Genomic DNA, 23521 nt, shown 5'->3' with positions numbered 1-23521 from the left:
CGCTTAAGCTGCGTTCATTAGCTGCCAAGCCTGCCAGAAAACATAAATTGATAGCAGGGCCAGCATGGAGCGAAACAACCGGCTCACAATCTGCTCAGGGAGTTTGGGCAAGAAACGGGTGCTGATTTGCGCGCCCAAAAATCCACCGATGCCTACGAGCAAGCCTTCGGTGAGCAAGACATTATTTGCGATCGCATGTCCTACCAGCGCCGACAGTGCCGTAATCATAATTACGCCTAGGCTGGTTTGAATGGCCACCTTCATCGACTCTCCCACCAGCCAAATCTGCAGTGGCACCAGCACCACACCCCCACCAACGCCAAAAAATCCAGCCAGGAATCCTGAGAGACTGCCGGTGGTGAGGCGGGCAAACAGTGGATTCCTCGTGGGCTGCATCTTAGAGCCGCCGGGTAAACGAGTCAGCCTTTTCCGCAAATCTACTAAATAAATCGTGGCCCAAAGCAGGAGCCCAAAGGAACCTAGCAAGAGCGGTTCCCAGACTTGACTGGCGCAGAAGGCTCCCAGTTGGGCTGTGACGATCGACGGTAGACCTAACATCAAAATTGAGTTGAGGCGGAGATAGCCGGACCGCAGATTTTGCAGCGTACCGCCAAAGGCAATGATCAGAATTCCGAGGGTGCTGGTGCCCACTGCTTGGACTGGCGGGTAGCCAAATCCCACCAATAGCGGCACCAAGAGGACACCTCCACCAATTCCGAGAACACCCGCTAAAAGCCCTGCTGCCAATCCGGAGAGCAGCAGCAGGGCCTTCGTCGAAATGAGAGCGGTGATCACCCAGTTAGCATGTCTACAAAAGGATCGACAGCAACCGACAGCTTTTGACCTAGTTTAAGAAGCTGACGCAGTTGTGCTTTAGGTATCCTAGCCTGTCCTTTGTCTACTAAGGATTCTATACCTGGTTCAGCAGCGTACTGCTGACACTGAGGGACAAGCTGCGTCTGCAAATGGTGGAAGTAGAGTTCCTGTGCAGGGTTTAGAGACAGGGTTAAACCGAGTTTTGGTCCCACGGCTAGGAGCTGGTCGAGGTGCTGCAGCCGAATCTGTAGATGTTCAAGATCTTCGTCTTGCAGGAGCTGCCAAAGGAGCCGTAAGGTTAGATCTGCCAGTGATTTCTCGGCCCCTTCGAGGGTTAAGGTGCAGTTGAGGTGGTTGGTTTCGGTTGCGATCGCATCCACTTCCACAAAATACCGACTCCCCAGCTTCTCGTCCGCTGCCATACTGCTCAGATCCTGCTCCAAACCTCTAAGGGCATGCATCGCTCGATGACTAAGTGCCACCTGAGCCGCCATTAACAAAGGCTGCGGCACCGCCAGATTATCCTGCTGGAAGGCCATTAAGACCCCATAGTTATCGCGGTAAACCTGTGAATAGAGCTGGTCCAAGCGATTGAGCGTACTTTGGGTCAGCAACGTCATCATCCGCTGGCGCTCATCAGGAAACAGATCTTGCAGACCGAAGTGGCGAGAACCAAACGTTCTATCAAGGGCTAACACAACGGGAGCAACCCCCTGATGTAGCCCGTTAAATAGCTGCTCCTTAACCTCGGCGTAATGCTTGCGGCCTGCAAATGGCTGTACCCCACAATGGAAGTCCCAGCCTCCTAGATGCAGTACTCCAAAGACCAACTGCTCCGACTCATGGGTTACTTCAGAGGTCAGGCAGAGCTGTCCCACCGCCAACGTCAGAGAACCAATGTGCTGTAGTTGATAGTCCAGCTTCTGGACCTGGTAGCAATAAATACGCTCCTGATCGGGATAGGTATTAAAGAGCGAATTCATCGCGTAGTGGGCCGCCACCTGCTGCAGACTGACCTGAGACGGCTTCACCAGTTGCTCATAGACACCAGCCCCATTTTGAAATGCATCCACGTTACTAGGGGCCAAAGCCAGCCGCTGGATAAAGTCTGCCTCTAAATCAATGCCGGTTACATCCGCCGCTAGGGCAATAGCGCGCGCCGCGTACCGTAGGATCTGAACCCCTTCTGGGCGAGAGAGTTCAGCAAAGAACCAGCCGCAGCTCGTATACATCAATAACGTGTGGCGCTGCATTTCTAGCAGCCGCAGGGCATCGACCTGTTCCTCAGCCGTCAGCGGATGCTGCTGCTGACGCTGCAAGAATTCCATGACTCGATCGTCATCCGCGTGATCATCCCACAGGGTTGAGATCGGGGGCTGACCCAAAACTTGAACATACTGATCTCGCGCCTGCCAGGGATCGCTGAGCAGGGGTTCTCCCTTTTCTATGTAAAGCGCACTGAGCTGGTCTCTGAGCCAATCTAGAGCATTCCGTAGGGGACGCCGCCACTGCTGGTGCCAGAGACTGCCTTCCCCCCCGCAGCCACAGTCATCTTGCCAGCGACCCACACCGTGGGCGCAGCTCCAGGCCGTCACAGATTTTAGCTCCACCTCCCAGATGGGCGGGTGCAAACTCAGATAGTGAGCATAGTTGGTGACCGTCCAGCCCTGCTTTGGGAAGGTTGTTGTTAAGGCATAGGCAAGGGCTTTTTCCGTATCTGATTTGTGATGACCAAAGGTTTCGCCATCGGTGGCCACGGAAATGATCTGTGCCTCGTCGTGTTGCTGACGAACAGCTTGGCCTAAACGACCGGCAAAGTTGCCTGAGGTGCTAAGCACATCATCAAAGCCAATATCAGCCGAAATCGGGCCGTCGTAGAAGAAGATATCGATGTAGTCACAACTGCGATCTCCGTCCGGCAAAAAGCAGCGATAGGGGCGCACCGGATCGATTTGACCGCCTCCCACCGCATACCAGGGGTCGTCAGAGACTTCAGAGGAAATAGCGTCAGAAGAAATCAGCGGACGGCATTTCTCCGCTTGGGAAGGGGCCAAAATAATGAAGCGAATCCCTTCTTGAATCAGCACCTCCAGTGTTGGGTAGTCAACAGCAGCTTCCGCGAGCCACATGCCCTCTGGCTCTCGACCAAACCGAGCCTGGAAGTCAGCTTTACCCCAGCGGACTTGGGTGACTTTATCCCGCTCATTGGCGAGGGGCAGGATGATGTGGTTATAGACCTGTGCGATCGCATTGCCGTGGCCATTGAGACGCTCACAACTTTTGCGATCTGCCTCTAGAATACGCTGGTAGACCTCCGCATCGTAGTGTTCTAGCCAGCTCATCAACGTCGGACCGATGTTGAAGCTCAGGTACTCAAAATTGTTGACGATATCAACAACCTCACCCTGATCATTAAGGATCCGAGCAAAGGCATTAGGGCGATAGCATTCGTGGTGGATGCGTTCATTCCAATTGCGGAAAGGGGCCGCACTGGATTGCCCCTCAATGATCCCCAAATAGGGATTCTCGCGGGGCGGCTGATAAAAGTGGCCGTGAACCGTGATGTAAACGCCCAAATCCTTCGATATATGGGGCGAGGCTAGAGTCTCCGACGCGCTATTAAACGGTCGTGAAGCCGATTCAACACTATGATCGGGTTGTAGAGTCTGCATGAGAGAGGTTACCAAATTAGAACAGTTCGAGGCAGAGGACACTCCAGACTCGAAGCAACGGTCTATCAAAATTTCTCGGTCTGCTAGGTCCAGAATTTCCCAAGCGGTTTAACCGAGGAAGCATTCAGGACGCCTAGGACTACGGTGGGTACAATATCTTGGCCCAAGCTAAGCGATCCCCACTCAAAAATGTTGATCCCAGCTCAGAACTTAAGGTTTCTCAAAGAAATGGGAGACCACAGTAGCATTCATTAGTGATAGATGGAGCATATGTGAGTTCCTTCCTGCTCATCAAGCGATTGTCCTCTGAGAGTCGGTTCCAGATGTGCTGTTGCGTTCGCCCTCTCAATCCCCCAAAATTGGAGGGCTTTTGAAGTTTCCCTGTTTGATTGCTGCTACCTAGGCTGAAATCTGTGACCTTAAAAGATCGTATCTTTATCGCTCTGCTCGTCTTTATCCCTATCTCCATTGCCGCCCACTTACTTCATTGGGGATCGCTGACGGTTTTCATTCTGTCAGCATTGGCTATCGTCCCCCTCGCCTCTTGGATGGGGGCTGCAACAGAAGAGATCGCTGTGGTTGTCGGTCCCTCTGCAGGTGGGCTGCTCAACGCCACATTCGGCAATGCGACAGAACTGATCATTGCCTTGATTGCCCTCCGCGCCGGACTGGTGGAAGTGGTCAAAGCCAGCATTACCGGATCGATTATTGGCAACCTCTTACTGGTCATGGGTTTATCCATGTTCCTAGGGGGACTGCGCTACAAAGAACAGGAGTTTCAGCCGGTGGTGGCTCGCGTTAACGCTTCATCAATGAATTTAGCTGTGATCGCAATTTTGCTGCCCACCGCGATTCAGTTCTCTTCAGACCGGGGCTTGGCACTCAACGAGATTGAAAAATTATCGATTGGCGTGGCCATTGTTTTAATTCTGGTTTACGGTCTCACACTTCTATTCTCAATGAAGACGCATTCTTATCTCTACGACGTGGGTGTTGCGGGTACTGAGGAAAAGGAAGTTGAGGCAGCAGAACACGCCCCCCCCAATTTGAAGCTATGGGTGGGTGTTTTATTGGCTGCAACTTTAGCCGTCGCCATAGAGTCTGAACTCTTGGTCGGCAGTTTAGAGGTGGCAACAGAACAGTTGGGCTTAACGCCACTCTTTACTGGCGTCATTTTGCTACCGATTATTGGCAATGCAGCAGAACATACCACCGCCGTCACCGTAGCCATGAAAGACAAAATGGACCTTTCTGTTTCGGTGGCTGTGGGGTCGAGCTTACAAATTGCCCTGTTTGTAGCCCCTATCCTAGTGATTGCAGGCTGGTTCTTAGGGCAGCCAATGGATCTAGACTTCAATCCGTTTGAGCTAGTGGCGGTTGTCGTCGCAGTCTTGATTGCCAATTCGATCAGCTCTGATGGCAAATCGAACTGGCTAGAAGGTATTCTGCTGCTTGCGGCCTACGTGGTCCTTGGGCTTTCTTTCTATTTTCTACCTGCTAGCTAGCCTCGTTACTCTATACGCCAGAGTCCTTGTTCCGATAACAGGGCAAGGATTCGCGTCGATTGTCTTCTGTGTTGCTAAGACCTACAATCTCGCTAACTGTGTATAAAGGGCGAGCTTTGACTTCTTCGTATATGCGCCCAATGTACTCCCCCAAAATTCCGATGCAGATTAGCTGTACGGCCCCCAGAAAAAATTGGGCAATGGTGATAATGCTAAACCCAACAAGCTGAGGGGAGATACTAAACAATCGCCAGTAAAGCACGACAAACATCATGATTAGGGCAAAACTGGCTGACAGCAGCCCTAGATATGTTGCCAAGCGCAACGGCACCTGTGAAAACGAGAGGATGCTGTTAATTGCTAGGGCGAAGGACTTACGCAGGGTGTACTTGACCTCACCAGCAAAGCGAGAATCTCGTTCAAAGCGAATGGCCGTCTGCCTAAAACCAACCCACGATCGCAACCCGCGAATATAGCGATTTCTTTCTGGCATTGCGTTGAGTAGATCAACGACTTGACGATCCAACAAACAAAAATCACCGGTGTCGCTGGGTATTGTGACATCTGACAATCTTTGCAGAATGCGATAAAAGCCATAGGCCGTCAGTCTTTTAAACCATCCTGCATGACGACGCCTCGACCGCTGTGCGTACACAACTTGATACCCCTGTTGCCATAGACCAACCATCTCAGGAATCAACTCTGGCGGATCCTGTAAATCGGCATCGAGAATCACCGCAACTTGACCTTGAATAAAATTTAGCCCCGCCGTCACGGCCGTCTGATGGCCGAAGTTGCGCGCTAAGCTCACGTAGCAAACCCGTGAGTCCCGCTGCCGAAGCACCCGCATCTCGGCTAAAGATCGATCATTGCTGCCATCATTCACTAGAACCAGCTCGACGGGACCGTCCATCTGATCCATAACGGCACTCACCCGTTTATACAACTCAGGAAGGGTCTCTTCTTCATTAAAAACAGGAACAATGAAGGAATACTGAGGTTTGAGCATCGGTTTTACGCTGACATTCCCAAGCTACGTTGTATATATAAAGCGCAGCATATATACAGGGTTCGCAAGCTAGACGGAGAATATTTCGCAGAAAACACCTCTAGATCAAACTGCGAACATCGGTAACTTCACCGGTTACGGCTGCGGCCGCCACCATCACCGGACTCATGAGCAACGTCCGTCCTGAAGATGAGCCTTGCCGCCCTTTGAAGTTGCGATTAGAAGATGAGGCGCTTAACTGATTGCCCTGTAGCTTGTCGGGATTCATGGCTAAGCACATGGAGCAGCCTGCCTCACGCCATTCAAAACCAGCTTCTTGAAAGATTTTGTCTAAACCTTCAGCTTCAGCCTGCTGCTTGACCCGTTCAGAACCCGGAACAACAAAGGCTTTTACGCCTTTGGCAACGTGCTTCCCTTTGGCAAAGTGGGCAACTTCTTGCAGATCGCTCAGCCGTCCATTGGTGCAGCTGCCGATAAAACAGACGTCTACCTTTGTACCTTGTATAGGCGCACCGGCCTCTAGCTCCATATATTTATACGCCTCAGAGGCAATGACGCGCTCTGACTCTGGCAGAGCCTCAGGTCGTGGAACGACCTCATTGACAGCGATTCCTTGGCCGGGTGTGATGCCCCAAGTGACGGTGGGGGCAATGTCTGCAGCGTCAAATACAACAACATCGTCGTATACGGCATCTGGATCGCTTTGGAGGCTGGTCCACCATGAAACGGCCTGCTCCCAGTCTGCTGCTTTGGGGGCAAAGTCTTTACCTTGTATATAATCGAACGTAATTTGATCAGGGTTCACGTAGCCACACCGCGCACCACCTTCGATGGACATATTGCAGACGGTCATCCGCTCTTCCATGTTCATCTGCTCAAAGGTAGTCCCTGCAAACTCATAGGCGTAGCCCACGCCGCCCTTGACGCCCAAGTTGCGAATGATGTGGAGGATTACGTCTTTGGCGTATACCCCAGACCTGAGGGAGCCGTTGACTTCGACCCGGCGAACCTTCAGCTTAGCGAGGGCGAGGGTCTGAGAGGCAAGGACATCACGGACTTGGCTGGTGCCGATACCAAATGAGATCGCACCAAAAGCTCCATGAGTTGACGTATGACTATCTCCGCAGGCAATGGTCATCCCTGGCTGCGTCAGTCCCTGTTCTGGGGCAATCACATGCACAATCCCCTGATTGCCCGAGCCAATATTGTGGAAGGTAATGTTGTGTTCTTTGCAGCTTTGCTCTAGCGCCTGCATCATTTCCTCTGCAAGCACATCGGCAAAGGGGCGAGCCTGATCTTCAGTGGGGACAATGTGGTCTACCGTTGCGATCGTCCGCTGTGGGTAGAGAACCTTTAGCCCTCGCTCCTTCAACATGGCAAATGCCTGGGGACTCGTGACCTCGTGAATTAAGTGCAAACCAATAAATAGCTGAGTCTGACCGGAGGGCAAAACCCCCACCGTGTGTAAATCCCAGACTTTATCAAACAGTGTGCCTTGGCTCATGGTATGGGTGATAGGGTAAACGGTCAGGCTCCGATCTTATCTCAAATCCCTCTCGACACGACCGTAGCCCAAAAGTATAGAAAACGTGCGCCATGAAACGTTCAAAGCAAAACCCCGCCACCGACCGCGCTGTCTACAGTGAGTTTGGTGGTGCTGAAGCCAATCCCCTCTCGCGACCGGACCCGCCGACCTCAGAGCAAAAGCTGACGGTGCAGGCCTCTCGAAAGGGCCGTAAAGGCAAAACAGTGACGGTGGTGAGCGGTTTTCAGATTTCAGCCGCCAAACTGACAGAGCTAGCAAAGAAGCTGAAAAGTCAGTGCGGGAGCGGCGGCACCGTTAAAGAGCAGACCATTGAAATTCAAGGTGATCACAGCCAGAAGCTAGCAGAAGCGCTAAAGAAACTCGGGTACCCCGTCAAAGTGAGCGGCGGTTAAGCCTGCTCTTTTAAAGTTTTCCAACCCGGCTGCCAGAGGTCGCGATCGCCCAACGATTTTGTACTTGTCCAAAATCGAACGCTGGGGTCACAGGCCGACACGAGCTCGGCAAACACTAACGTCCCTTCATTCTTGCGACTGATCACCCGGAAATGTCGCCAGCCAAAGGTTGTCTCTCGGGCAGTCCATTTAGACCCCAAAAGATGAGGGAACTTCTGCTTCTTCACGCCGACAGCGCGGGTGCTAGCCCTAACAGCGTCAATAAACGATCGAGATCAAAGTGCTCCTTGAACAGATGCTCAATGTATTCCACTTTGACGGCCTCATGGAGCCGCACCTGTCCAAAGGCCCGATCCACAATTTCGACAGTGGTTAGCGTGTCTGAATCCACCAACAGCACCGGAATTTCTAGATCATCAGCGCGATTGAGAACAATTGTGTTCGGCGCAAATCGGCCTGTCAAAATTAGGCACTGGGTTGAAGCCTCTAAGGCGGCAAGCTGGAGATCGGTGCGATCGCTACCGGTGACCACCGCCATGTTGATTGCCTTATGAAAATACTTGAGAGCAGAGTTAACGTTCATGGCCCCAATCGTGAGCTGCTCCACCATTAGGCCCAAACGGTCTCCGCCACAAAGAACCTCTGCCTGAAGCTGCTCCACTAGCTCTTGGACACTAACGCTCCGCAGCAGTGAACTGCGAGGCATCAATCCAAAAACCGCAATCTGCTGCGCTTCTAAAAAGGGCTTCACCTGGTTTGTAAACGTGTCAAACTGCGCGTCAGGAATATCGTTAATCAATACTCCCAGCAGCCGATCTCCTAAACATCGCTTGGCATCCACCAGCGCATCGACGAGCTTTGGAGAATGACCGCGCACAATTAGAACAATCTCAGCATCGACAACAGCAGCCATTTGAGCTAGCGATAAATCAAAGAGCTGGCCTTCATTGAGTGTGCTAGGGCCTTCTAGAACAACCAGATCGCCCTCATGTCCCTCACCGTATTGACCGAGCTGCTGCTGATAGTCTATTTGGTCACCACCTTGCATTCGCTGCAGAAGCCGTGGTGTATCGAGCCAGAGAATTGTCGGCCGGAGCTGGGAGGTGGCCAAGCCCAGCGTCTTTTTCAGAAACTGGATATCCTCATCTGCACCATCGGGGGATGAGGGTGCCGTTAAAGTACTGACCGGCTTACCGTAGGCGACCTGTAAATCTTTAGAGAGTAGCTGCTGTGCCAGTCCCAAAATCGTAGCTGACTTGCCACTATATGCTTCCAATGAGCCAATCAGCAGATGCTTCACAGCGATATCCCTTCCCAAGTGGATGAGCTAAACTCAATCTTCTAGCTTTAAAAGCTTACGATAAAAGGTCTTAGGGAAGTCGGCAACTTTGGAACGTCGATAGTTCGTGATTACTTCGATCAAGAACCCTATGAACTCAAAATTGGTGATCGTGAGTTCATAGCTTAAATCGGAGTCGCTCTCAAACTGCATGCGGCAGCGGGTCAGGTCTGCGGGAAGACTGGAAACGTTCCAGGTTGAGACGAAAGGAATATTATCCCCGCCCTCAATGCCCCGATACCCCTCTAAGTTCCCTTGCTGGTAGAGCGAAATTGCCAAGGGGAGAAGGTCTCGCTTTCCGCCCTGATAGTAGGGGAGATAGACATTCACATCTCTCGGTGGGGCAGGTTGAATGGTTTCGATCACAGCAGCCATAGATAACTGGTCCTTACAGATGATGCACTGAAAAATCTTTATATATGCAGTATGGGCCAATGCCTCTTGATTCTTGCGATCTGGCCCAAATTTAACCTGAGCCTGTTTCTGTCTGGGTAAAGAATAAGCAGGTTAGTTTTCCCCTTGAGAATTAAGATTAGAAGAGTACTTAACTTAACTTTATGGTATAGGTGAGGAAGGCAGCAGTGGGGATTATTTGAGTCCTCAAGGTAAGATTTGCTGGTTGCCCATTTGCCGCAGTCCCGAGGCGGCCGCTTTTGCCCCATCCATGATTGTGAACTGAGTCCGATGGCACCACTCGTCGCTAATTACTATTTGACTTACCGCTGTAATGCCCGCTGTCATTTTTGCGATATTTGGTCCCTTGAGCCAGGGCAAGAAGCTAGCCTGGAGACGATTACCCATAATCTAAACGACCTAAAGCGGTTGGGCGTCAAGTACGTTGACTTTACTGGCGGGGAGCCGCTGTTGCGCTCTGATGTCGGGGAGATTTATCAAAGAGCAAAGGCGCTGGGCTTCTATACCAGCATGACCACGAATACCATTCTGTATCCTCAAAAAGCGCAAGAGATTAAGGGCCTCGTTGATTTCCTTAACTTCTCTTTGGATGGTGCAAATGCTGAAACTCACGACCAGTCAAGGGGGGTTCAAATTTTTGAGACCCTGGTTAACTCCGTGCAGATCGCACTGGAGCTAGGTGAATATCCGGTACTCAACCATACGGTGACGGCCCAGAACTACACGCGCCTGCACGAGATCGCTGAACTCGCACAGCAGCTAGGGGTAAGAGTCTGGTTGAACCCTGCCTTCACGGCCCATAGCCACTACAATGACAAAAAGAATCCGACTCCTGAGATTGTGGCGGCGATTGAAAGTAGCGCCCGTCAGTATCCCAATCTCGGCTACAACAAGGCGGCGCTAGCCTTCATCCGAGATGGGGGCAACGATATTAATCAGCCCCGCTGCAAGGCGGTTGATGCTGTGATTGCCATCTCTCCCAATGATGAACTACTGCTGCCGTGCTACCACTTTGCCCAGCAGGGGGTTCCGATTGCAGGTCGTCTTTATGAACTGTATCGCGAGTCTGAAACGGTAGAAGAATATAGACAGTCGCAGGGCAAGCTATCTGTATGTGATGGTTGTACCGTTTGGTGCTATCTCATCCCTAGCTTCTTTAAAGGTGTTGATAAGTATTGGTTGTTAAATCAAGTGACCTATGCCGGAGAATTCCTGGCCCGAAAAAGATTTTTGCAGCTCGCCTAAGTCTCTTAGCGCTGCGCTGATGGAAGCTGCAGAACTCTCGGAGATGGAAGAGCCGCCCGATTATCCAGGGGGAGAAGGTCGCCGCCGTAAGGCAGCCTTGGTTTTGGCATTGGTTTGGAGTAGCACGATTGCGCTGCATCTGATGTCAGGTGGGGTTTGGCTCGTCTATGGCATGACGACCTTGATGGGCGTTCATGCTTTGCGCCTGCTGTGTGCGCAGGCTATGCCTGTGCCAGAGCCACTTGGCTCAGATCTTGCGGAGAGTGACTACCCTTACGTTTCTTTGCTGGTGGCCGCTAAAAATGAGGCGTCAGTGATTAGCGATCTTGTTGACACACTTTGTGCGGTTGATTATCCAGCTAGCCGTTATGAGCTGTGGGTGGTTGATGATAACAGCACAGACGATACGTTCCAGGTTTTGCAGACGCTGACCCAAAAATACCCGCAGCTTCAGCTCAAGCGACGAGCGGCAGATGCAGCGGGAGGGAAGTCCGGTGCCCTGAATCAGATCTTGCCGTTGACGAATGGAGATATTATTGGTGTTTTTGATGCCGATGCCAGGGTGACGCCAGGTTTGCTGCGACAGATTGTTCCTTTCTTTGAGCGGCCACGGGTGGGAGCAGTACAGGTGCGAAAAGCGATTGCAAATGCCTCCACAAATTTCTGGACCCGAGGTCAAAGCTCAGAGATGATTCTAGATGCCTTTTGGCAGAAGCGGCGGATTGCTCTAGGGGGCATTGGTGAACTGCGGGGCAATGGTCAATTTGTGCGGCGCGCGGCACTCAAAGAGTGTGGTGGCTGGAATGAAGAAACGATTACAGATGATCTCGATCTAACGCTGCGTTTGCATCTAAGCGAGTGGGATATCGACTTCTTGTTTCAGCCTGCGGTTCAAGAGGAGGGCGTGACTCAAGCGATTTCGCTTTGGCACCAGCGCAATCGGTGGGCTGAGGGAGGGTATCAGCGGTATTTAGATTATTGGCCGTTACTGATTCGCAATCAGCTCGGCCTGCGCAAGTCAGTTGATTTGCTAATGTTCTGGATTACGCAATACTTTTTGCCGTCTGCGGCGGTTCCCGATTTGCTGATGGCGACGACCCGTAGCCAACTGCCTTTGCTGACCCCGATTACCGGCATTACGCTAGGGCTATCTTTGGTCGGGATGTGTGCTGGCTTAGATAAGGTGCGACGCCAGCAGGAGCAGCCCTTTCAGCCTTTGGTGTTGATGGCTCAGACCCTGCAGGGAACGCTGTATATGTGCCACTGGTTCGTGGTGGTGGCAAGTATTGCTGCTCGTATGTCCGTGAGGCCGAAGCGGCTGAAGTGGGTGAAAACAATGCATCAAGGCGCTGGCGAAGTCTGTATCCAGGAATAGGTGTTGGGAAGTCGTTGATGGTTATGGCATCTTGGAAGCGACAGTTGCTAATAGCCACCTTTGGCTGTCTATTTTTAGCAATCTTGTTTGGAGGGCTGCTTTCTGTTGCGGTCAACCTAAGTCTAGAACAGCTTGAAGAACAGCCAGATTTGATTATCCCAGGGGCCAACGACAGCCCCTCTTCTGTCCCTTAGGGATGCGGCTTCTAAAGATACTTATCGTATTAACTCAGCGTCGATGGGTAAACCAGTCCTGCAGTTGCTGGCGGCAGGTTGATTCTAAAATGCCGCCGAGAACTGACAATCGATGGGTTGACCCTGGGCCGTCTGGTAGGTTAAGTGCTGTCCGTAACGCTCCCGTTTTCGGATCGTCAGCACCATAGACCACTAAACCGAGTCGGGCCTGTAGGAGCGCGCCAGCACACATAGGACAGGGTTCGAGGGTGACATACAACGTACATTGATTCAAGTGCCAAGTCTGCAGTTTGTGCCCGACATGACGGAGCGCTAATACTTCTGCATGGGCGGTAGGGTCACAGTCCCGCTGTCGCCGATTGGATGCGATCGCAACACATTCCCCTTGACCATCAACAACAACGGCACCGACCGGGACTTCACCCGCTTCGCCTGCTTTCGTTGCCACTGCGATTGCTTTTTCCATCCACCGACAGTGATCCTGATAAGAAAAGCTCACGGCGAGGTTCCCACACCGCCATCGCCCTGAATGATTTGTTTGGTCGCCAGCAGCGTTTGCAGACTGATCACGCCCGGATACAAACTTCGGCGACTACAGGTCCCAAAGGCGACGGTGCCCTGTGGTCCCCCACACTGGCGCGAAAAGCGAGGCGAAGCATTGATATAGGTGGTCGCACTTTGGATACTGAGCGCAAACTGTCGACTTTCGGCATAGGATTCAGTGGCCAGACAGTCTGCCTGACCATGACTGTGGAGATTGATCCACTGCACTGCATGATCGAGATCGGCAACGCGTCGAAAAGCCACCGTTTTCTGCAGATAGGGCTGATGCCATTCCTCTTTGGTCGCCAACGTCAGATCGGGGAACTCCGCCACCATTTCAGCATCGCCCCGAAGTTCAAAGCCCTGTTCTTTGAGAGCCCCCCACAGCAGCGTCAACCGCGAAGTTTTAAGGGAAGGAGGAATTAAGACCTTCTCAATGGCATTGATCGCCTCTGGGCAGCCGATATGACTATCGAGAATTAGACATCTTGCCTGTTCGCTGTTGCAGGACTCAGACCAGTAGAGATAGCAATTGCCAATGGTGGGGCAGAGGGTCGGCACCTTTGCTTGCTGATGGATCTGCTGAATAAAACGGGGACGACCATAGGGAATAACCAAATCCACCGCAGCTAAATTCTGCATTCCTTGATTGAGGTCGCTGCTAGAGACCTGTACACAAGCCTCTGGCAGCTTTGTCTGACTCAAAATTTGCTGCAGCAATTCCACCACAAACTGGTTGGAATTGCGACTTGCCATATCTCCCTGGAGCAGCAACCCATTGCCTGTTTTCCAACACATCGCCGCCAGCAGCAGCGGTAGCTCAGGGAAAGCCTCATAGACAAATCCGACAATCCCCAGAGGCGTGGCCCGTGCATATCCCTGGGCAGCAGGCAGCACAGTTGGGCGACTGACGAGTGGATCAGGTAGATGCACAAGCTGATCTAAGATAGCCCCCACGCGACTGAGACGTTCAGGCGTCAGCTTCAGCCAGTTGAGGACAATGCTTGGTACGGCCAGCTCACGGCTCATTTCTAAATCAAGGGTGTTAGCCTCTAGAAGCTCATTCTGATGCTCACGCAGCGCCTCTGCCAATCTCTGAATGGCCTGGTTGCGCGTTTGGCTATCGGCTTTACCTAACGTTGTTGCCGCTCGGCGAATCTGATGCAGTGTGGTTGCAGGATCAGCAGTGGAGGAGGCATCCATAAATTAAGACATTAGTAACGGCGAGATCGTAAGAACAGCAGTACTCCTGCACATAACATGCCCACAACAATAGCCATGACAGTCCACCATAGTAGCATCTCGCTTCTGAAATTAATCTGTGACGTCAGCAAAATGCCGATCAATAGCAGGACCGCAGAAACCCCTAGGCTGATTAAAAGAACGGAGCGTCCTGGCCAATGTTGGCGTACCGGACGCCAGTCTCGACCATCCCACCGCCAAACCTGACCTACGGGATAGGTTGAGAGGTGCTCAATCGTACATCCATCTGGCTGAATGACAAAAATTTTCTGGCACTTTCGGCAGCCTAGAGCTTCCGTCAAGGTAATGAGATAGAGCTGCCCGCGGCGACAGCAGGGACAAGGATAGTGCATCCCTGTATCAATTCGGTCTGCTTTCATCTGAGGCATAGGAGAGCAGAGCTCATGCAGCAGCTGGCGCGGCGGGAGAAATATCGCACCTGACCCACCCACCGTAAAGGTCATAGCGTTCAGTCAACCTTGTCAGTCAACCCTATGGCTCACGTTCGTTATTGATAATTCTAACCTCAATCACTTTGTGATCAGGACCACAGTCTCTTGGGCCATCCATCAACAAATCTTTCAAGAACGATCGTATTGAAGCCACCGATAGTTCTAGTAATACAGGCACCTTACACTTTTTTCTGTTCACCCAAACTTAGAGAGACGCAGCCTAAAAGTTAACCTCTCCGAGCAGAGAGAACTTTTCTCGGTTAGATGATGCGAAGCGGGTAACGCGATTCGAACGCGCGACATTCACCTTGGCAAGGTGACGCTCTACCACTGAGCTATACCCGCAAAATTAGCGTTCTACAAGCTTCGCAGACAAAGCTGATTTCTGTCAATATTTATCACAGTGATTCTGCTGGATCCGTCACGGTAGACTGAGCCGCAATCGTATTTTGAGCGGCGGGCAGCGCGCCTCCTCTAGAATCAAAGGCGGCGGGCTGCATACCTTGTTTAATGCTCTGCATCAGGCTTGCCATCTCCAGTGCATTCATGGCAAATTCCCAGCCCTTGTTGCTCTTAATACCGGCGCGTTCTAGGGCCTGCTGCATGCTGTCTACGGTGAGAATGCCAAAAATAACCGGCACCCCCGTTTGGAGGCCCGTGGCGGCAACGCCTTTGGCAACTTCCCCGGCAACATAGTCAAAGTGCGGGGTTTGACCGCGAATGACGGCCCCTAGGCAAATCACCGCATCATATCGCTGAGACAAAACCAGCTGGCGCGAAACAAGCGGGATCTCAAAACAACCCGGGACCCAGATATAGTCAACCTGTGGACTGTCTGGGCCGACATCAACACCGTGGCGCTGCAGACCATCCTGACAACCGGCCAGGATTTTGCTAGTGACCAGATCGTTGAAGCGACCAATGACGATCGCAAACCGTAAACCAGATGTTTGAGTAAAATTTCCCTCAAAAGTTGCCATTGAGCGTTAAGCCTAAGGGGTATTAGAAACAAAGACACCCCATCTTAACGAAAGCAATCTGTCGCTTCCAGATGGGGTGTAAGTCAGAATGTAGTTCTGCTACACCACAAAAAAAGTTGTGACTGTGACGAGAATTAGTAGGACAAACCAAGTAGTAGAGCTAACTCCAACAAATCTTCTTACCTGAGCTGAATCGTCAACAGTGGCGTAAACTACGGGCACACCCACAGCCATTACGGAGCTGACAAACACGAAGAAGTAGAGCAGAAATTGAAAGGCTATTGTCATGGTTCTCTCCCAATCAAGCGGTAAAAGACGATTTAAATAGAAAAAAAGCTAAGTGAGGCGACTGAGTGTGCCTGCAGATTACTCGAAACTGATCATACCTCAAAAGGGTTCGCCCCTCGATAGAAGGACGTTGGAGTACGCCTAATGGACGTGGTGCTTTGTCATCGAACGGCTGATTTTGACACGCTGGGGGCCGCAGTGGGCGTTGCTCGGCTACAGCCCGGGACTCGGATTGTACTGTGTGGGGGTGCCCATCCGGCGGTGCGGGAATTTTTGGCGCTTTACCGCGATGAGTATCCGCTAATTGAGCGGCGATCGGTGAGTGCAGAGACGTTGCGATCGCTCACCATTGTCGATGTCCAGCAGCGAGAGCTACTGGATAAAGCCAGCGAGTGGCTAGAGATTCCCGATCTTCCGATCACGATTTACGATCACCATCTAGAAGTTGAGAGCGATATTCCGGCTCAGCGTCTTGAACTGGAGCCAGTGGGGGCAGCGACAACTATTCTAGTGGAAAAGCTCCAGGCTCAGGCGGTGCAAATTTCAGCTCCTGATGCAACGGTGATGGCCCTCGGCATACATGTGGATACGGGGTCGCTGACCTATGATCGCGCAACCCCTAGAGATGCGGTAGCCCTTGCTTGGCTGATGACCCAGGGAGCAAATCAGCAGGCGATCGCAACCTATACCGATCCTCGATTCTCGGCAGAACTCCAGGAGCTTTTGGGGCAAGCGCTGCACCGGATGCAGACGCGTAACGTTCACGGCTATCAGATTGCTTGGGTGCTGCTGCACACCGCGAACTATGTTCCGGGTCTCTCTAGTCTTGCCTCTCAGTTGATGACGCTGAGCGAGAGTGATAGTCTCATGCTCGGGAATGCCTACCAAACGCGAAAATCGGCCCAAAACCGCCTGAACCTGATTGGCCGCTGCCGAGTGGAGGGAATTAACCTGCACCAGTTGCTGCATCCTTTGGGGGGCGGCGGGCATCCACGGGCAGCAGCGGCAACGCTGAAAACGGACCAGCCTCAGGTCGTGATCGACGAACTTTTGTCAGACTTGGTGGCGCAGATTCCGCAGCCTCTGACGGCGGCGGATCTGATGTCGTCGCCGGTCCGCACAATTCGCCCCCACACGACAATCAATCAGGCTCGTCGCATTTTGCTCCGCTACGGTCACTCGGGTCTGTCTGTCCTTGATGACCAAGAGCAGCTCGTGGGAATTATTTCGCGCCGAGATCTTGATCTAGCGCTGCACCACGGCTTCGGCCATGCACCCACGAAGGGCTATATGAAGGCTCCGGTGCGAACCATTTGTTTAAATACGCCTCTGCCTGAAATTGAGCGATTGATGGTGACCTACGATATTGGGCGTTTACCGGTTTTAGACAAAAATCAGCTAGTGGGCATTGTCACTCGCACAGATATGCTCCGTCAGCTTCATCAGCTCAAGCAGCCAGAGCTGCAGTCTCAGCAGACAGTGGTGCGAACTTCTATGCAGGATCGGCTACAGACCCTTTTGCCGCAGCCGCTGCAGGCTGTTTTAACTGAGGTTGCACAATTAGCAGAACAGCAGGGATGGCAGCTCTACCTCGTGGGTGGGGCGGTGCGGGATCTGCTGCTAGCGGAGCAGCCTCCCAAGCTACAGGAGTTTGATCTGGTGGTGGACGGGGTGCATACGGGCGAGAGCGAAGGAGCGGCGTTGGCTCAGCTTGTTCAGCAGCGACATCCTGAGGCCCAGCTCCAGATTTTTGGTCAGTTTCAGACGGCGGCGCTGCTTTGGAATCAAGATCCGGTTTTAGGCACGTTTGCAGTTGATATTGCTACGGCCCGCAGTGAGTTTTATCCCTATCCGGCAGCGAATCCTGAGGTCACGGCTAGCTCGATTCGCCAAGACCTTTATCGGCGGGACTTTACAATTAATGCTTTAGCAGTGCGGCTGACGCCCCATCGCCAGAGGCAGCGACAGGGTGGAGAGCTGCTTGATTTCTTTGGCGGTTTAGAAGATTTACAGCAGCGTCAGGTGCGGGTTTTGCACCCGAATAGCTTTATTGAAGATCCGACCCGGATCTTTAGGGCGGTAAGGTTCGCTACACGTTTGGGGTTTGAGATTGAGGGACAGACAGAGCGGTATGTTAGAAATGCGATCTCAAGTGGCATCTACCAACAGACCCAGGGAGAAAACCAGAAAACACCGGCCCTGCAGGCCCGCCTTCGCAACGAACTTAAATACATTTTCAAGACGGACTATTGGCCCACTGCTCTCAAGCTTTTAGAAAACTTGGATGCGCTCCAGTGCCTGCATCCCCAGTTGAACCTTGGGCAAAACTGGTGGAAACAAAGCCGCATTGTCCTCCGCTGGCACCATAGCTTTGACCCAGAGGCCAAAGCTATCCCGCAGTGGCTCTTGATTCTAGAGCACTTATTATTGGAGCTACCTCCAGAATTGGCACACCCAGTGGCGATTACCCTGCACCTTTCAGAGTCCTCTCAACAAAGACTCAAAACGTTAGCCACCACTCAGCAGGCACTGGCTCAACTTCTGTCCTCGGCAGAGCCACGTCCGAGCCTAATCGCTCGACAACTTCAGCAAATCGATCTGGCCCTGCTTCTTTTGCTCGCGGCTCGGGGTGATCTGGCACTGCGGTGCTCCATTTGGCAATATCTCAATTACTGGTCTCAACTTAAGCCGTTGCTCAATGGTTCCGATTTAATTCGCCTCGGATATCAGCCGGGACAGCAGTTTAAGCAGATGCTGTCGGAGCTATGGGCGGAAATGGTCGACGGTACTTTGCGGGACCGAGCGACAGCCGAGCAATGGGTGCAACACCAATATCCTCTGATGTAGCCTTCGACATATTGATTAGGACATCAAAGCGATTGAAAGTTATGTGCCGGAGCCGCGCTATCTTAACTCAGCTGGCGACGGCTATAGATTGATCGTCAACCTTGAAAAAACCGAATTAATCCGTATTTTTACTCAGGGTTCTGAAAAATCACGCGGTTAGATTATATATATCTCCCGGCAATGGAGGCTGGGAGTATTCGGTGATCTGGGGAACACAAAAGACCACTGATTTATGGATGCTCTCTGGCATTGGTTCTGCTGGGGAGCAGCTTTTTTGTGAAGGGGTATCGAGGTGGAAGTAAATTTGTCGCCCCCTCTCGCGCTTGAATGCAGACGCTAAGCTAGAGTTAGCCGCGATTGAGAGGGGAAAGCATGGCCCATTTAACCGAACGACGAACTGAAAATGTCGCAGGTGAGTTTTACGTTGATAGCACCTGCATCGACTGCGATACCTGTCGCTGGATGACGCCTCAGGTTTTCAGCCGTGAGGCAGGTCAGTCGGCGGTTTATCATCAGCCTGCCACTGAGCAGGAGCGTTTGGAGAGTCTACAGGCATTGTTAGCTTGCCCAACTGCTTCGATTGGTACGGTGGAGAAGCCTAGGGATATCCGTAAGGCGCAGCAAAGCTTTCCGCTGTTGATTGAGGATGGGGTCTATCACTGCGGCTACCATTCTGAAAAGTCTTTTGGGGCGGCGAGCTACTTCATTCAGCGACCGGAGGGCAACGTGCTGGTGGATTCTCCTCGGTTTGCGCCGCCGCTGGTTAAAAACCTGGAGGCACTGGGGGGCATACGCTATCTCTACCTCACCCATCGGGATGATGTGGCCGATCATGAAAAATTTCGGGAGCGATTTGGTTGCGATCGCATCCTCCACCAAGACGACATCACACCTGCGACCCAAGAGGTTGAGATCCAGCTTGAAGGCCAAGAGTCTTTTAAATTGGCACCAGACCTGCAGATCATCCCCGTCCCAGGCCACACCAAGGGGCATACCGTTTTGCTATATCAAAATCGCTTTCTTTTTACCGGCGATCACCTTGCATGGTCGCGGACCTTGGACCACCTCGTCGGCTTTCATCGCTTTTGCTGGTATTCCTGGCCGCAACAAATTGAAGCGATGAAGCGCCTCCTAGACTACCGATTTGAGTGGGTACTCCCAGGCCACGGTCGTCGTCACTCTGCCGACCCTCAACGCATGCAACAGCAGCTCCAGGACTGTATTGATTGGATGGACACGGTTTAAACAACCGAACGCACCAAAATTCGGTCAACAGCATCAGCGGAAGAGTCTGAGCTTACCTTGATCCTCTCGCCATCTTCATCAAGACGGTCTGCCCAAGCCACCTACCCTAAGGATTGACACATTTAGCTACTGGGATGGCTCGGATTGTCTGGATAAGCTTGAATGCAGTCCCGTCCCTGATTTTTTGCCGCATATAGAGCCTGGTCCGCCGCTGCAATCAGCACAGCAGGATCCACCCCAGACATTGGGACTTGACTGGCAACCCCGATGCTCAGCGTTACCCGATCGCTAGCTGATGAGTGCGCATGGTGTAAATGTATTTGATGTAAGCCTGATTGAATAAGCCCTGCCACATGCACTGCACCAGCTACATCAGTGTTAGGTAAGATCACCATAAATTCTTCGCCACCATAGCGAGCCACACAGTCAGCAGGGCGCTTGGCTGACTTGAGCAGCACCTGAGCGACTTGCTGTAAGCACAGGTCTCCGGCTGGATGGCCGTAGGCGTCGTTATAGGCTTTGAAATAGTCAACATCACACATGAGCAAAGAGAGAGGCCGCTGTTCCCGGCACAGGCGCTTCCACTCAGCTTGATAGAGCTGATCAAGCTGTCGTCGATTGTTAATCTGAGTCAAGCTGTCAATCGTTGCCAGCTGCTCTAGCTTTTGATTATTCGTCTCTAGCTGCTGAGATAGCAGCTGTAGTTGCCGTGTCTTATCTTCTAGCTCTAAATAAAGCTTCTGCCGTTCGATGGCATAGCGAACACTGTGCTGGAGCAGTTTGCCATCAAACTGTCCTTTGATGAGATAGTCCTGTGCGCCTTTTTGAACCGCCTCTAAGGCCAGCCTCTCATCGGTATTGCCGCTGAAAATAATGATCGGTAGCTTGGGAAAAGCTTGATGTAGCTTGAGGAGACCGCTGAGTCCCTGGGCATCTGGCAAGTTCAGATCTAGCAGCGCCAAATGGATTGGAGCATGACTATCTTTGAGTCTCTCAAGCCCCGCCGCCAAAGTCTCACAATGCTCAAGGGTAACTAAGAATGATGGAATCTCCGCCAACCACTCTCGGACAATTTCAACGTCCAGCGCATCATCTTCAATGATCAATAGCTGAACATAGGGAAGCTGCATTCTCTATCCCCTCACCTGGCACTGCGTAGTCGGGGCGATAACTCTCTCCACGGATGATTCGATTCCCTTTGTGTGTCCAATAGGGCCTTGTTCTCACCCGTCATGGATTTCAACCCACCGTAAACGATCCGGCTGGAGGTTGCAAATAGCCTGATAGGCGTGGTCAATCACTCGTCGGCCGCGCAAAAAACCAGTGTTGGCTCCGGGACAGATAAACTGCAATGTCTCTGACGTAAAGCTAGTTTGCAGCTTCTCAAGACTGCGAATTTGACGGGGCCAGTGGAAAGTCTTTGCCGTTCGTAGAGGTGTGGGCTGTCCCTGTAGATTAGGGAGGAGATGCCGCCCTGTGAACAGAACGCGGCTCCGCCGGTCGTAACAACAGGCCGAACCTGGCGAATGCCCGGGCGTCCATAGCAGATAGCTATCGTCTGAAAGGGATAAACGGTCTTGAAAGGCCGTGACCGGTAAGTTAGGCAACAAGTAGGCTTCCTGCTCTTGAATCGCAATTTGACAGGCTAGGGTCTGCTGCATTTGCGAAATATGGGCACCAATCCCCTGACGATGGGTGATTGCCAGCCATTGAACGGGGCCGTGACTAGCGATAAAGCTTTGGTTCTCCGGGGTCCAAGCAGGGCAATCTACCAGGATGTTCCAGGGATTGCCTACAATGAGGTAAGCGGTCCCTCCTAACGTTTCTCGATTAGGAGGAAAGGCAAAAATTGAGTCAAGAACCTGCTGTGCTGCTTTACTCACGATGTTCTCTTGCCGCCTGTTTCTGTTGAGTCCACACTCTATCGCATTGCATGATTTGGTTCTCTCTGCTGCTGCTCGGATTGCTGCTGTACTTCATTGTCCAATACAGCGTTGTCTATGTAACCCAAACGCCCTGGTGGGTTCTGTGGGCAATCCTAATGGCTCCAGCGGTACTGATGGTGGGCTGGGTATCGGCCAATGGCACCGAGGATCCGATTCCACCCCCTTTGGTAATTGGCTCTTTTCTGATGAGTTCTATTCTCTATGTAGCTCTCGTGCGCTTGAATCCCAAGCGCTCTGCATCGCCATCATCTGAACCGCAGATCAAGACCATGCCTGAACCTCAACCCCTATCTCTGACGAAGGCTGAAGAAAGTCAGCTGCAAACCTGCTTCCCTTGGTCTACCTATTTTTTGCAAAAAATTGACTACAAACCCCAGGCAATTATTTGCCGAGGGCAGTTGAAGGCGCAGGCCAATGCTGCCTACCAAACGATTCGCGATAATGTTCGGCAGCAGTTTGGCGATCGCTATCTTGTGATCTTTCAGGTAGGCGCTCAAAACCAGCCGTTTTTTGCGCTAGTTCCCGATCCGCAAAGAAATCGGAAGGCCCGACAATTAACGCGACCAGTTCTGGCGTTGGGCCTCCTATTCGCGACTTTCATCACCACCACGCTTGCTGGCGCTAAGCTCGTGATGCCTGAGCTGACTTGGCAGTCTTTTACAGATCTGTCGGTTCTGAGGGGTGGGCTACCCTATGCGATCGCAATTATGCTGATTTTGGGCATTCATGAATCTGGGCATTATCTAACGGCCCGCTTTTACAAAATCAAGGCAACGCTCCCCTACTTTATTCCGATGCCACCGCCCTTCAGTTTCGGTACGTTTGGGGCCTTTATTCAAATGCGCTCTCCGGTTCCCAATCGAACGGCGCTTTTTGATATCGGATTAGCGGGACCGCTGGCGGGCTTCGTCGTGACGATGCCACTACTGACCTGGGGGCTGATGCACTCTTCTCTTACCAGCATCCCGACCCAGCCAAGTCTCTTAGATACGAACGCCTTTAATCCCAGCATCTCTATTCTGTTTGCACTTATTAGCAAAGCAGCTTTCCCCACTGAGCTGACGATGGCGCAGATGATTGATTTACACCCAGTTGCGATCGCAGGTTGGCTGGGATTAATCGTTACCGCCCTCAACCTGATGCCCGTTGGCCAACTAGATGGCGGACATATCGTTCACGCCATGTTTGGCCATCGTAACGGAGCCATCATCGGCCAGGTGACCCGTCTGTTGGTTTTATTACTATCTTTTATTCAGCCCTTGCTATTGCTGTGGGCCATCATTCTTCTGTGCCTTCCCGCCATTGATGAACCAGCCCTTAACGATGTGAGTGAACTCGATAACAGACGAGACCTGCTGGGCCTTGTTTCTCTGGCCCTACTGCTGCTCATTATTCTGCCATTGCCCCATAGTTTAGCCCACCTCCTGTTTGAGATGGGCTAAGCTCGTAACTCGTTGAATTATCTTCGTTT

Annotated in this window: 22 protein-coding genes and 1 tRNA gene; 8 read left to right on the top strand and 15 right to left on the bottom strand. The window is 52.1% G+C overall.

What is annotated here, in order from left to right; genetic code table 11:
* Positions 1-3: 3 nt before the first annotated feature.
* Both C1752_RS17980 and C1752_RS17975 read right to left on the bottom strand, forming a co-directional pair.
* Positions 4-795 (bottom strand): sulfite exporter TauE/SafE family protein, encoded by a 792-nt coding sequence (locus tag C1752_RS17980; protein ID WP_233501699.1) that lies wholly within the window; start codon positions 793-795, stop codon positions 4-6.
* Positions 792-3488, bottom strand: coding sequence for a DUF3536 domain-containing protein (locus C1752_RS17975; RefSeq protein WP_110987440.1), 2697 nt, complete (start codon positions 3486-3488; stop codon positions 792-794). Before C1752_RS17975 ends, C1752_RS17980 begins: the two co-directional genes overlap by 4 nt.
* A gap of 413 nt (positions 3489-3901) precedes the next feature.
* On the opposite strand from C1752_RS17975, the gene cax reads away from it, so the two are divergent.
* Positions 3902-4993 (top strand): calcium/proton exchanger, encoded by a 1092-nt coding sequence (cax, locus tag C1752_RS17970; RefSeq protein WP_110987439.1) that lies wholly within the window; start codon positions 3902-3904, stop codon positions 4991-4993.
* Between the two features lie 10 nt (positions 4994-5003).
* Here the strand turns inward: cax and C1752_RS17965 are convergent, their stop codons facing one another.
* Both C1752_RS17965 and leuC read right to left on the bottom strand, forming a co-directional pair.
* Positions 5004-6002 carry a glycosyltransferase family 2 protein gene (locus C1752_RS17965; protein ID WP_110987438.1) on the bottom strand — a complete coding sequence of 333 codons (999 nt, stop codon included), beginning with the start codon at positions 6000-6002 and terminating at the stop codon, positions 5004-5006.
* Positions 6003-6102: 100 nt separating this feature from the next.
* Complete coding sequence (gene leuC, locus C1752_RS17960; protein ID WP_110987437.1) at positions 6103-7506, bottom strand: 3-isopropylmalate dehydratase large subunit; 1404 nt, start codon at positions 7504-7506, stop codon at positions 6103-6105.
* Positions 7507-7598: 92 nt separating this feature from the next.
* Here leuC and C1752_RS17955 point away from each other — a divergent pair, with 92 nt between their 5' ends.
* Positions 7599-7940 carry a translation initiation factor gene (locus C1752_RS17955; RefSeq protein ID WP_110987436.1) on the top strand — a complete coding sequence of 114 codons (342 nt, stop codon included), beginning with the start codon at positions 7599-7601 and terminating at the stop codon, positions 7938-7940.
* Here C1752_RS17955 and C1752_RS17950 read toward each other — a convergent pair.
* The 3 genes from C1752_RS17950 to ebsA are packed head-to-tail and all read right to left on the bottom strand — an operon-like array spanning position 7937 to position 9654.
* The gene (locus C1752_RS17950; RefSeq protein ID WP_199464438.1) at positions 7937-8167 is read right to left on the bottom strand and encodes a TIGR02450 family Trp-rich protein; all 231 of its coding nucleotides are present in this window, start codon (positions 8165-8167) and stop codon (positions 7937-7939) included. The two genes, C1752_RS17955 and C1752_RS17950, sit on opposite strands and share 4 nt — an antisense overlap.
* Entirely contained in the window at positions 8164-9246 is a 1083-nt protein-coding gene (locus C1752_RS17945; protein ID WP_110987511.1) for a phosphotransacetylase family protein, read from the bottom strand. The genes C1752_RS17950 and C1752_RS17945 overlap by 4 nt, the downstream gene beginning before the upstream one ends.
* Before the next feature lie 27 nt (positions 9247-9273).
* Positions 9274-9654 (bottom strand): type IV pilus biogenesis protein EbsA, encoded by a 381-nt coding sequence (ebsA, locus tag C1752_RS17940; RefSeq protein ID WP_110987434.1) that lies wholly within the window; start codon positions 9652-9654, stop codon positions 9274-9276.
* 309 nt (positions 9655-9963) lie between these two features.
* Between ebsA and C1752_RS17935 the strand changes: the two genes are divergently transcribed.
* The 3 genes from C1752_RS17935 to C1752_RS29020 are packed head-to-tail and all read left to right on the top strand — an operon-like array spanning position 9964 to position 12507.
* Positions 9964-10938 carry a radical SAM protein gene (locus C1752_RS17935; protein WP_110987433.1) on the top strand — a complete coding sequence of 325 codons (975 nt, stop codon included), beginning with the start codon at positions 9964-9966 and terminating at the stop codon, positions 10936-10938.
* Entirely contained in the window at positions 10892-12313 is a 1422-nt protein-coding gene (locus C1752_RS17930; RefSeq protein WP_110987432.1) for a glycosyltransferase, read from the top strand. Before C1752_RS17935 ends, C1752_RS17930 begins: the two co-directional genes overlap by 47 nt.
* Before the next feature lie 17 nt (positions 12314-12330).
* On the top strand, positions 12331-12507 hold the full coding sequence (locus C1752_RS29020; protein WP_199464437.1) for a hypothetical protein: 177 nt from the start codon (positions 12331-12333) through the stop codon (positions 12505-12507).
* A 34-nt stretch (positions 12508-12541) separates the two neighbouring features.
* On the opposite strand, the gene tadA is transcribed toward C1752_RS29020, so the two are convergent.
* The 6 genes from tadA to psbZ form a co-directional block, all read right to left on the bottom strand.
* The gene (tadA, locus tag C1752_RS17925) at positions 12542-13006 is read right to left on the bottom strand and encodes a tRNA adenosine(34) deaminase TadA (RefSeq protein WP_274704524.1); all 465 of its coding nucleotides are present in this window, start codon (positions 13004-13006) and stop codon (positions 12542-12544) included.
* Positions 13003-14253 (bottom strand): aldehyde dehydrogenase family protein, encoded by a 1251-nt coding sequence (locus C1752_RS17920; RefSeq protein WP_110987430.1) that lies wholly within the window; start codon positions 14251-14253, stop codon positions 13003-13005. The genes tadA and C1752_RS17920 overlap by 4 nt, the downstream gene beginning before the upstream one ends.
* Positions 14254-14264: 11 nt before the next feature.
* Positions 14265-14681: a hypothetical protein gene (locus C1752_RS17915; protein ID WP_146242371.1), complete on the bottom strand. Its 417-nt coding sequence runs from the start codon at positions 14679-14681 to the stop codon at positions 14265-14267.
* A 336-nt stretch (positions 14682-15017) separates the two neighbouring features.
* Positions 15018-15089: transfer RNA gene (locus C1752_RS17910), tRNA-Gly, on the bottom strand.
* Positions 15090-15142: 53 nt separating this feature from the next.
* Positions 15143-15724, bottom strand: coding sequence for a 6,7-dimethyl-8-ribityllumazine synthase (gene ribH / locus C1752_RS17905; protein ID WP_110987428.1), 582 nt, complete (start codon positions 15722-15724; stop codon positions 15143-15145).
* Positions 15725-15823: 99 nt separating this feature from the next.
* Positions 15824-16012, bottom strand: a complete 189-nt coding sequence (psbZ, locus tag C1752_RS17900) for a photosystem II reaction center protein PsbZ (protein WP_110987427.1) — start codon at positions 16010-16012, stop codon at positions 15824-15826.
* 144 nt (positions 16013-16156) lie between these two features.
* Here psbZ and C1752_RS17895 point away from each other — a divergent pair, with 144 nt between their 5' ends.
* Both C1752_RS17895 and C1752_RS17890 read left to right on the top strand, forming a co-directional pair.
* Positions 16157-18859: a CBS domain-containing protein gene (locus C1752_RS17895; protein ID WP_110987426.1), complete on the top strand. Its 2703-nt coding sequence runs from the start codon at positions 16157-16159 to the stop codon at positions 18857-18859.
* A gap of 372 nt (positions 18860-19231) precedes the next feature.
* Complete coding sequence (locus C1752_RS17890; protein ID WP_110987425.1) at positions 19232-20104, top strand: MBL fold metallo-hydrolase; 873 nt, start codon at positions 19232-19234, stop codon at positions 20102-20104.
* A 122-nt stretch (positions 20105-20226) separates the two neighbouring features.
* On the opposite strand, the gene C1752_RS17885 is transcribed toward C1752_RS17890, so the two are convergent.
* Positions 20227-21234 carry a GGDEF domain-containing protein gene (locus tag C1752_RS17885; protein ID WP_110987424.1) on the bottom strand — a complete coding sequence of 336 codons (1008 nt, stop codon included), beginning with the start codon at positions 21232-21234 and terminating at the stop codon, positions 20227-20229.
* A 93-nt stretch (positions 21235-21327) separates the two neighbouring features.
* On the bottom strand, positions 21328-21987 hold the full coding sequence (locus C1752_RS17880) for an MBL fold metallo-hydrolase (RefSeq protein ID WP_110987423.1): 660 nt from the start codon (positions 21985-21987) through the stop codon (positions 21328-21330).
* Between the two features lie 50 nt (positions 21988-22037).
* Between C1752_RS17880 and C1752_RS17875 the strand changes: the two genes are divergently transcribed.
* Entirely contained in the window at positions 22038-23492 is a 1455-nt protein-coding gene (locus C1752_RS17875; RefSeq protein ID WP_110987422.1) for a site-2 protease family protein, read from the top strand.
* Positions 23493-23521 lie beyond the last annotated feature (29 nt).

It is taken from the genome of Acaryochloris thomasi RCC1774, from assembly GCF_003231495.1.
Lineage (GTDB): Bacteria > Cyanobacteriota > Cyanobacteriia > Thermosynechococcales > Thermosynechococcaceae > RCC1774.
The sequence above is the reverse complement of the archived record's forward strand: the minus strand, read 5'-3'. Positions and strand labels throughout refer to the sequence as shown.

Excerpts from the sequence above, each read along its gene's own strand:
- C1752_RS17965 (WP_110987438.1), bottom strand. The coding sequence starts at position 6,002 with ATGCTCAAACCTCAGTATTCCTTCATTGTTCCTGTTTTTAATGAAGAA.
- C1752_RS17955 (WP_110987436.1), top strand. The coding sequence starts at position 7,599 with ATGAAACGTTCAAAGCAAAACCCCGCCACCGACCGCGCTGTCTACAGT.
- leuC (WP_110987437.1), bottom strand. The coding sequence starts at position 7,506 with ATGAGCCAAGGCACACTGTTTGATAAAGTCTGGGATTTACACACGGTG.
- C1752_RS17890 (WP_110987425.1), top strand. The coding sequence starts at position 19,232 with ATGGCCCATTTAACCGAACGACGAACTGAAAATGTCGCAGGTGAGTTT.
- C1752_RS17935 (WP_110987433.1), top strand. The coding sequence starts at position 9,964 with ATGGCACCACTCGTCGCTAATTACTATTTGACTTACCGCTGTAATGCC.
- psbZ (WP_110987427.1), bottom strand. The coding sequence starts at position 16,012 with ATGACAATAGCCTTTCAATTTCTGCTCTACTTCTTCGTGTTTGTCAGC.
- C1752_RS17975 (WP_110987440.1), bottom strand. The coding sequence starts at position 3,488 with ATGCAGACTCTACAACCCGATCATAGTGTTGAATCGGCTTCACGACCG.
- C1752_RS17920 (WP_110987430.1), bottom strand. The coding sequence starts at position 14,253 with ATGGATGCCTCCTCCACTGCTGATCCTGCAACCACACTGCATCAGATT.
- ebsA (WP_110987434.1), bottom strand. The coding sequence starts at position 9,654 with ATGGCTGCTGTGATCGAAACCATTCAACCTGCCCCACCGAGAGATGTG.
- C1752_RS17915 (WP_146242371.1), bottom strand. The coding sequence starts at position 14,681 with ATGCCTCAGATGAAAGCAGACCGAATTGATACAGGGATGCACTATCCT.
- C1752_RS29020 (WP_199464437.1), top strand. The coding sequence starts at position 12,331 with ATGGTTATGGCATCTTGGAAGCGACAGTTGCTAATAGCCACCTTTGGC.
- C1752_RS17930 (WP_110987432.1), top strand. The coding sequence starts at position 10,892 with ATGCCGGAGAATTCCTGGCCCGAAAAAGATTTTTGCAGCTCGCCTAAG.
- C1752_RS17875 (WP_110987422.1), top strand. The coding sequence starts at position 22,038 with ATGATTTGGTTCTCTCTGCTGCTGCTCGGATTGCTGCTGTACTTCATT.
- ribH (WP_110987428.1), bottom strand. The coding sequence starts at position 15,724 with ATGGCAACTTTTGAGGGAAATTTTACTCAAACATCTGGTTTACGGTTT.
- C1752_RS17895 (WP_110987426.1), top strand. The coding sequence starts at position 16,157 with ATGGACGTGGTGCTTTGTCATCGAACGGCTGATTTTGACACGCTGGGG.
- C1752_RS17885 (WP_110987424.1), bottom strand. The coding sequence starts at position 21,234 with ATGCAGCTTCCCTATGTTCAGCTATTGATCATTGAAGATGATGCGCTG.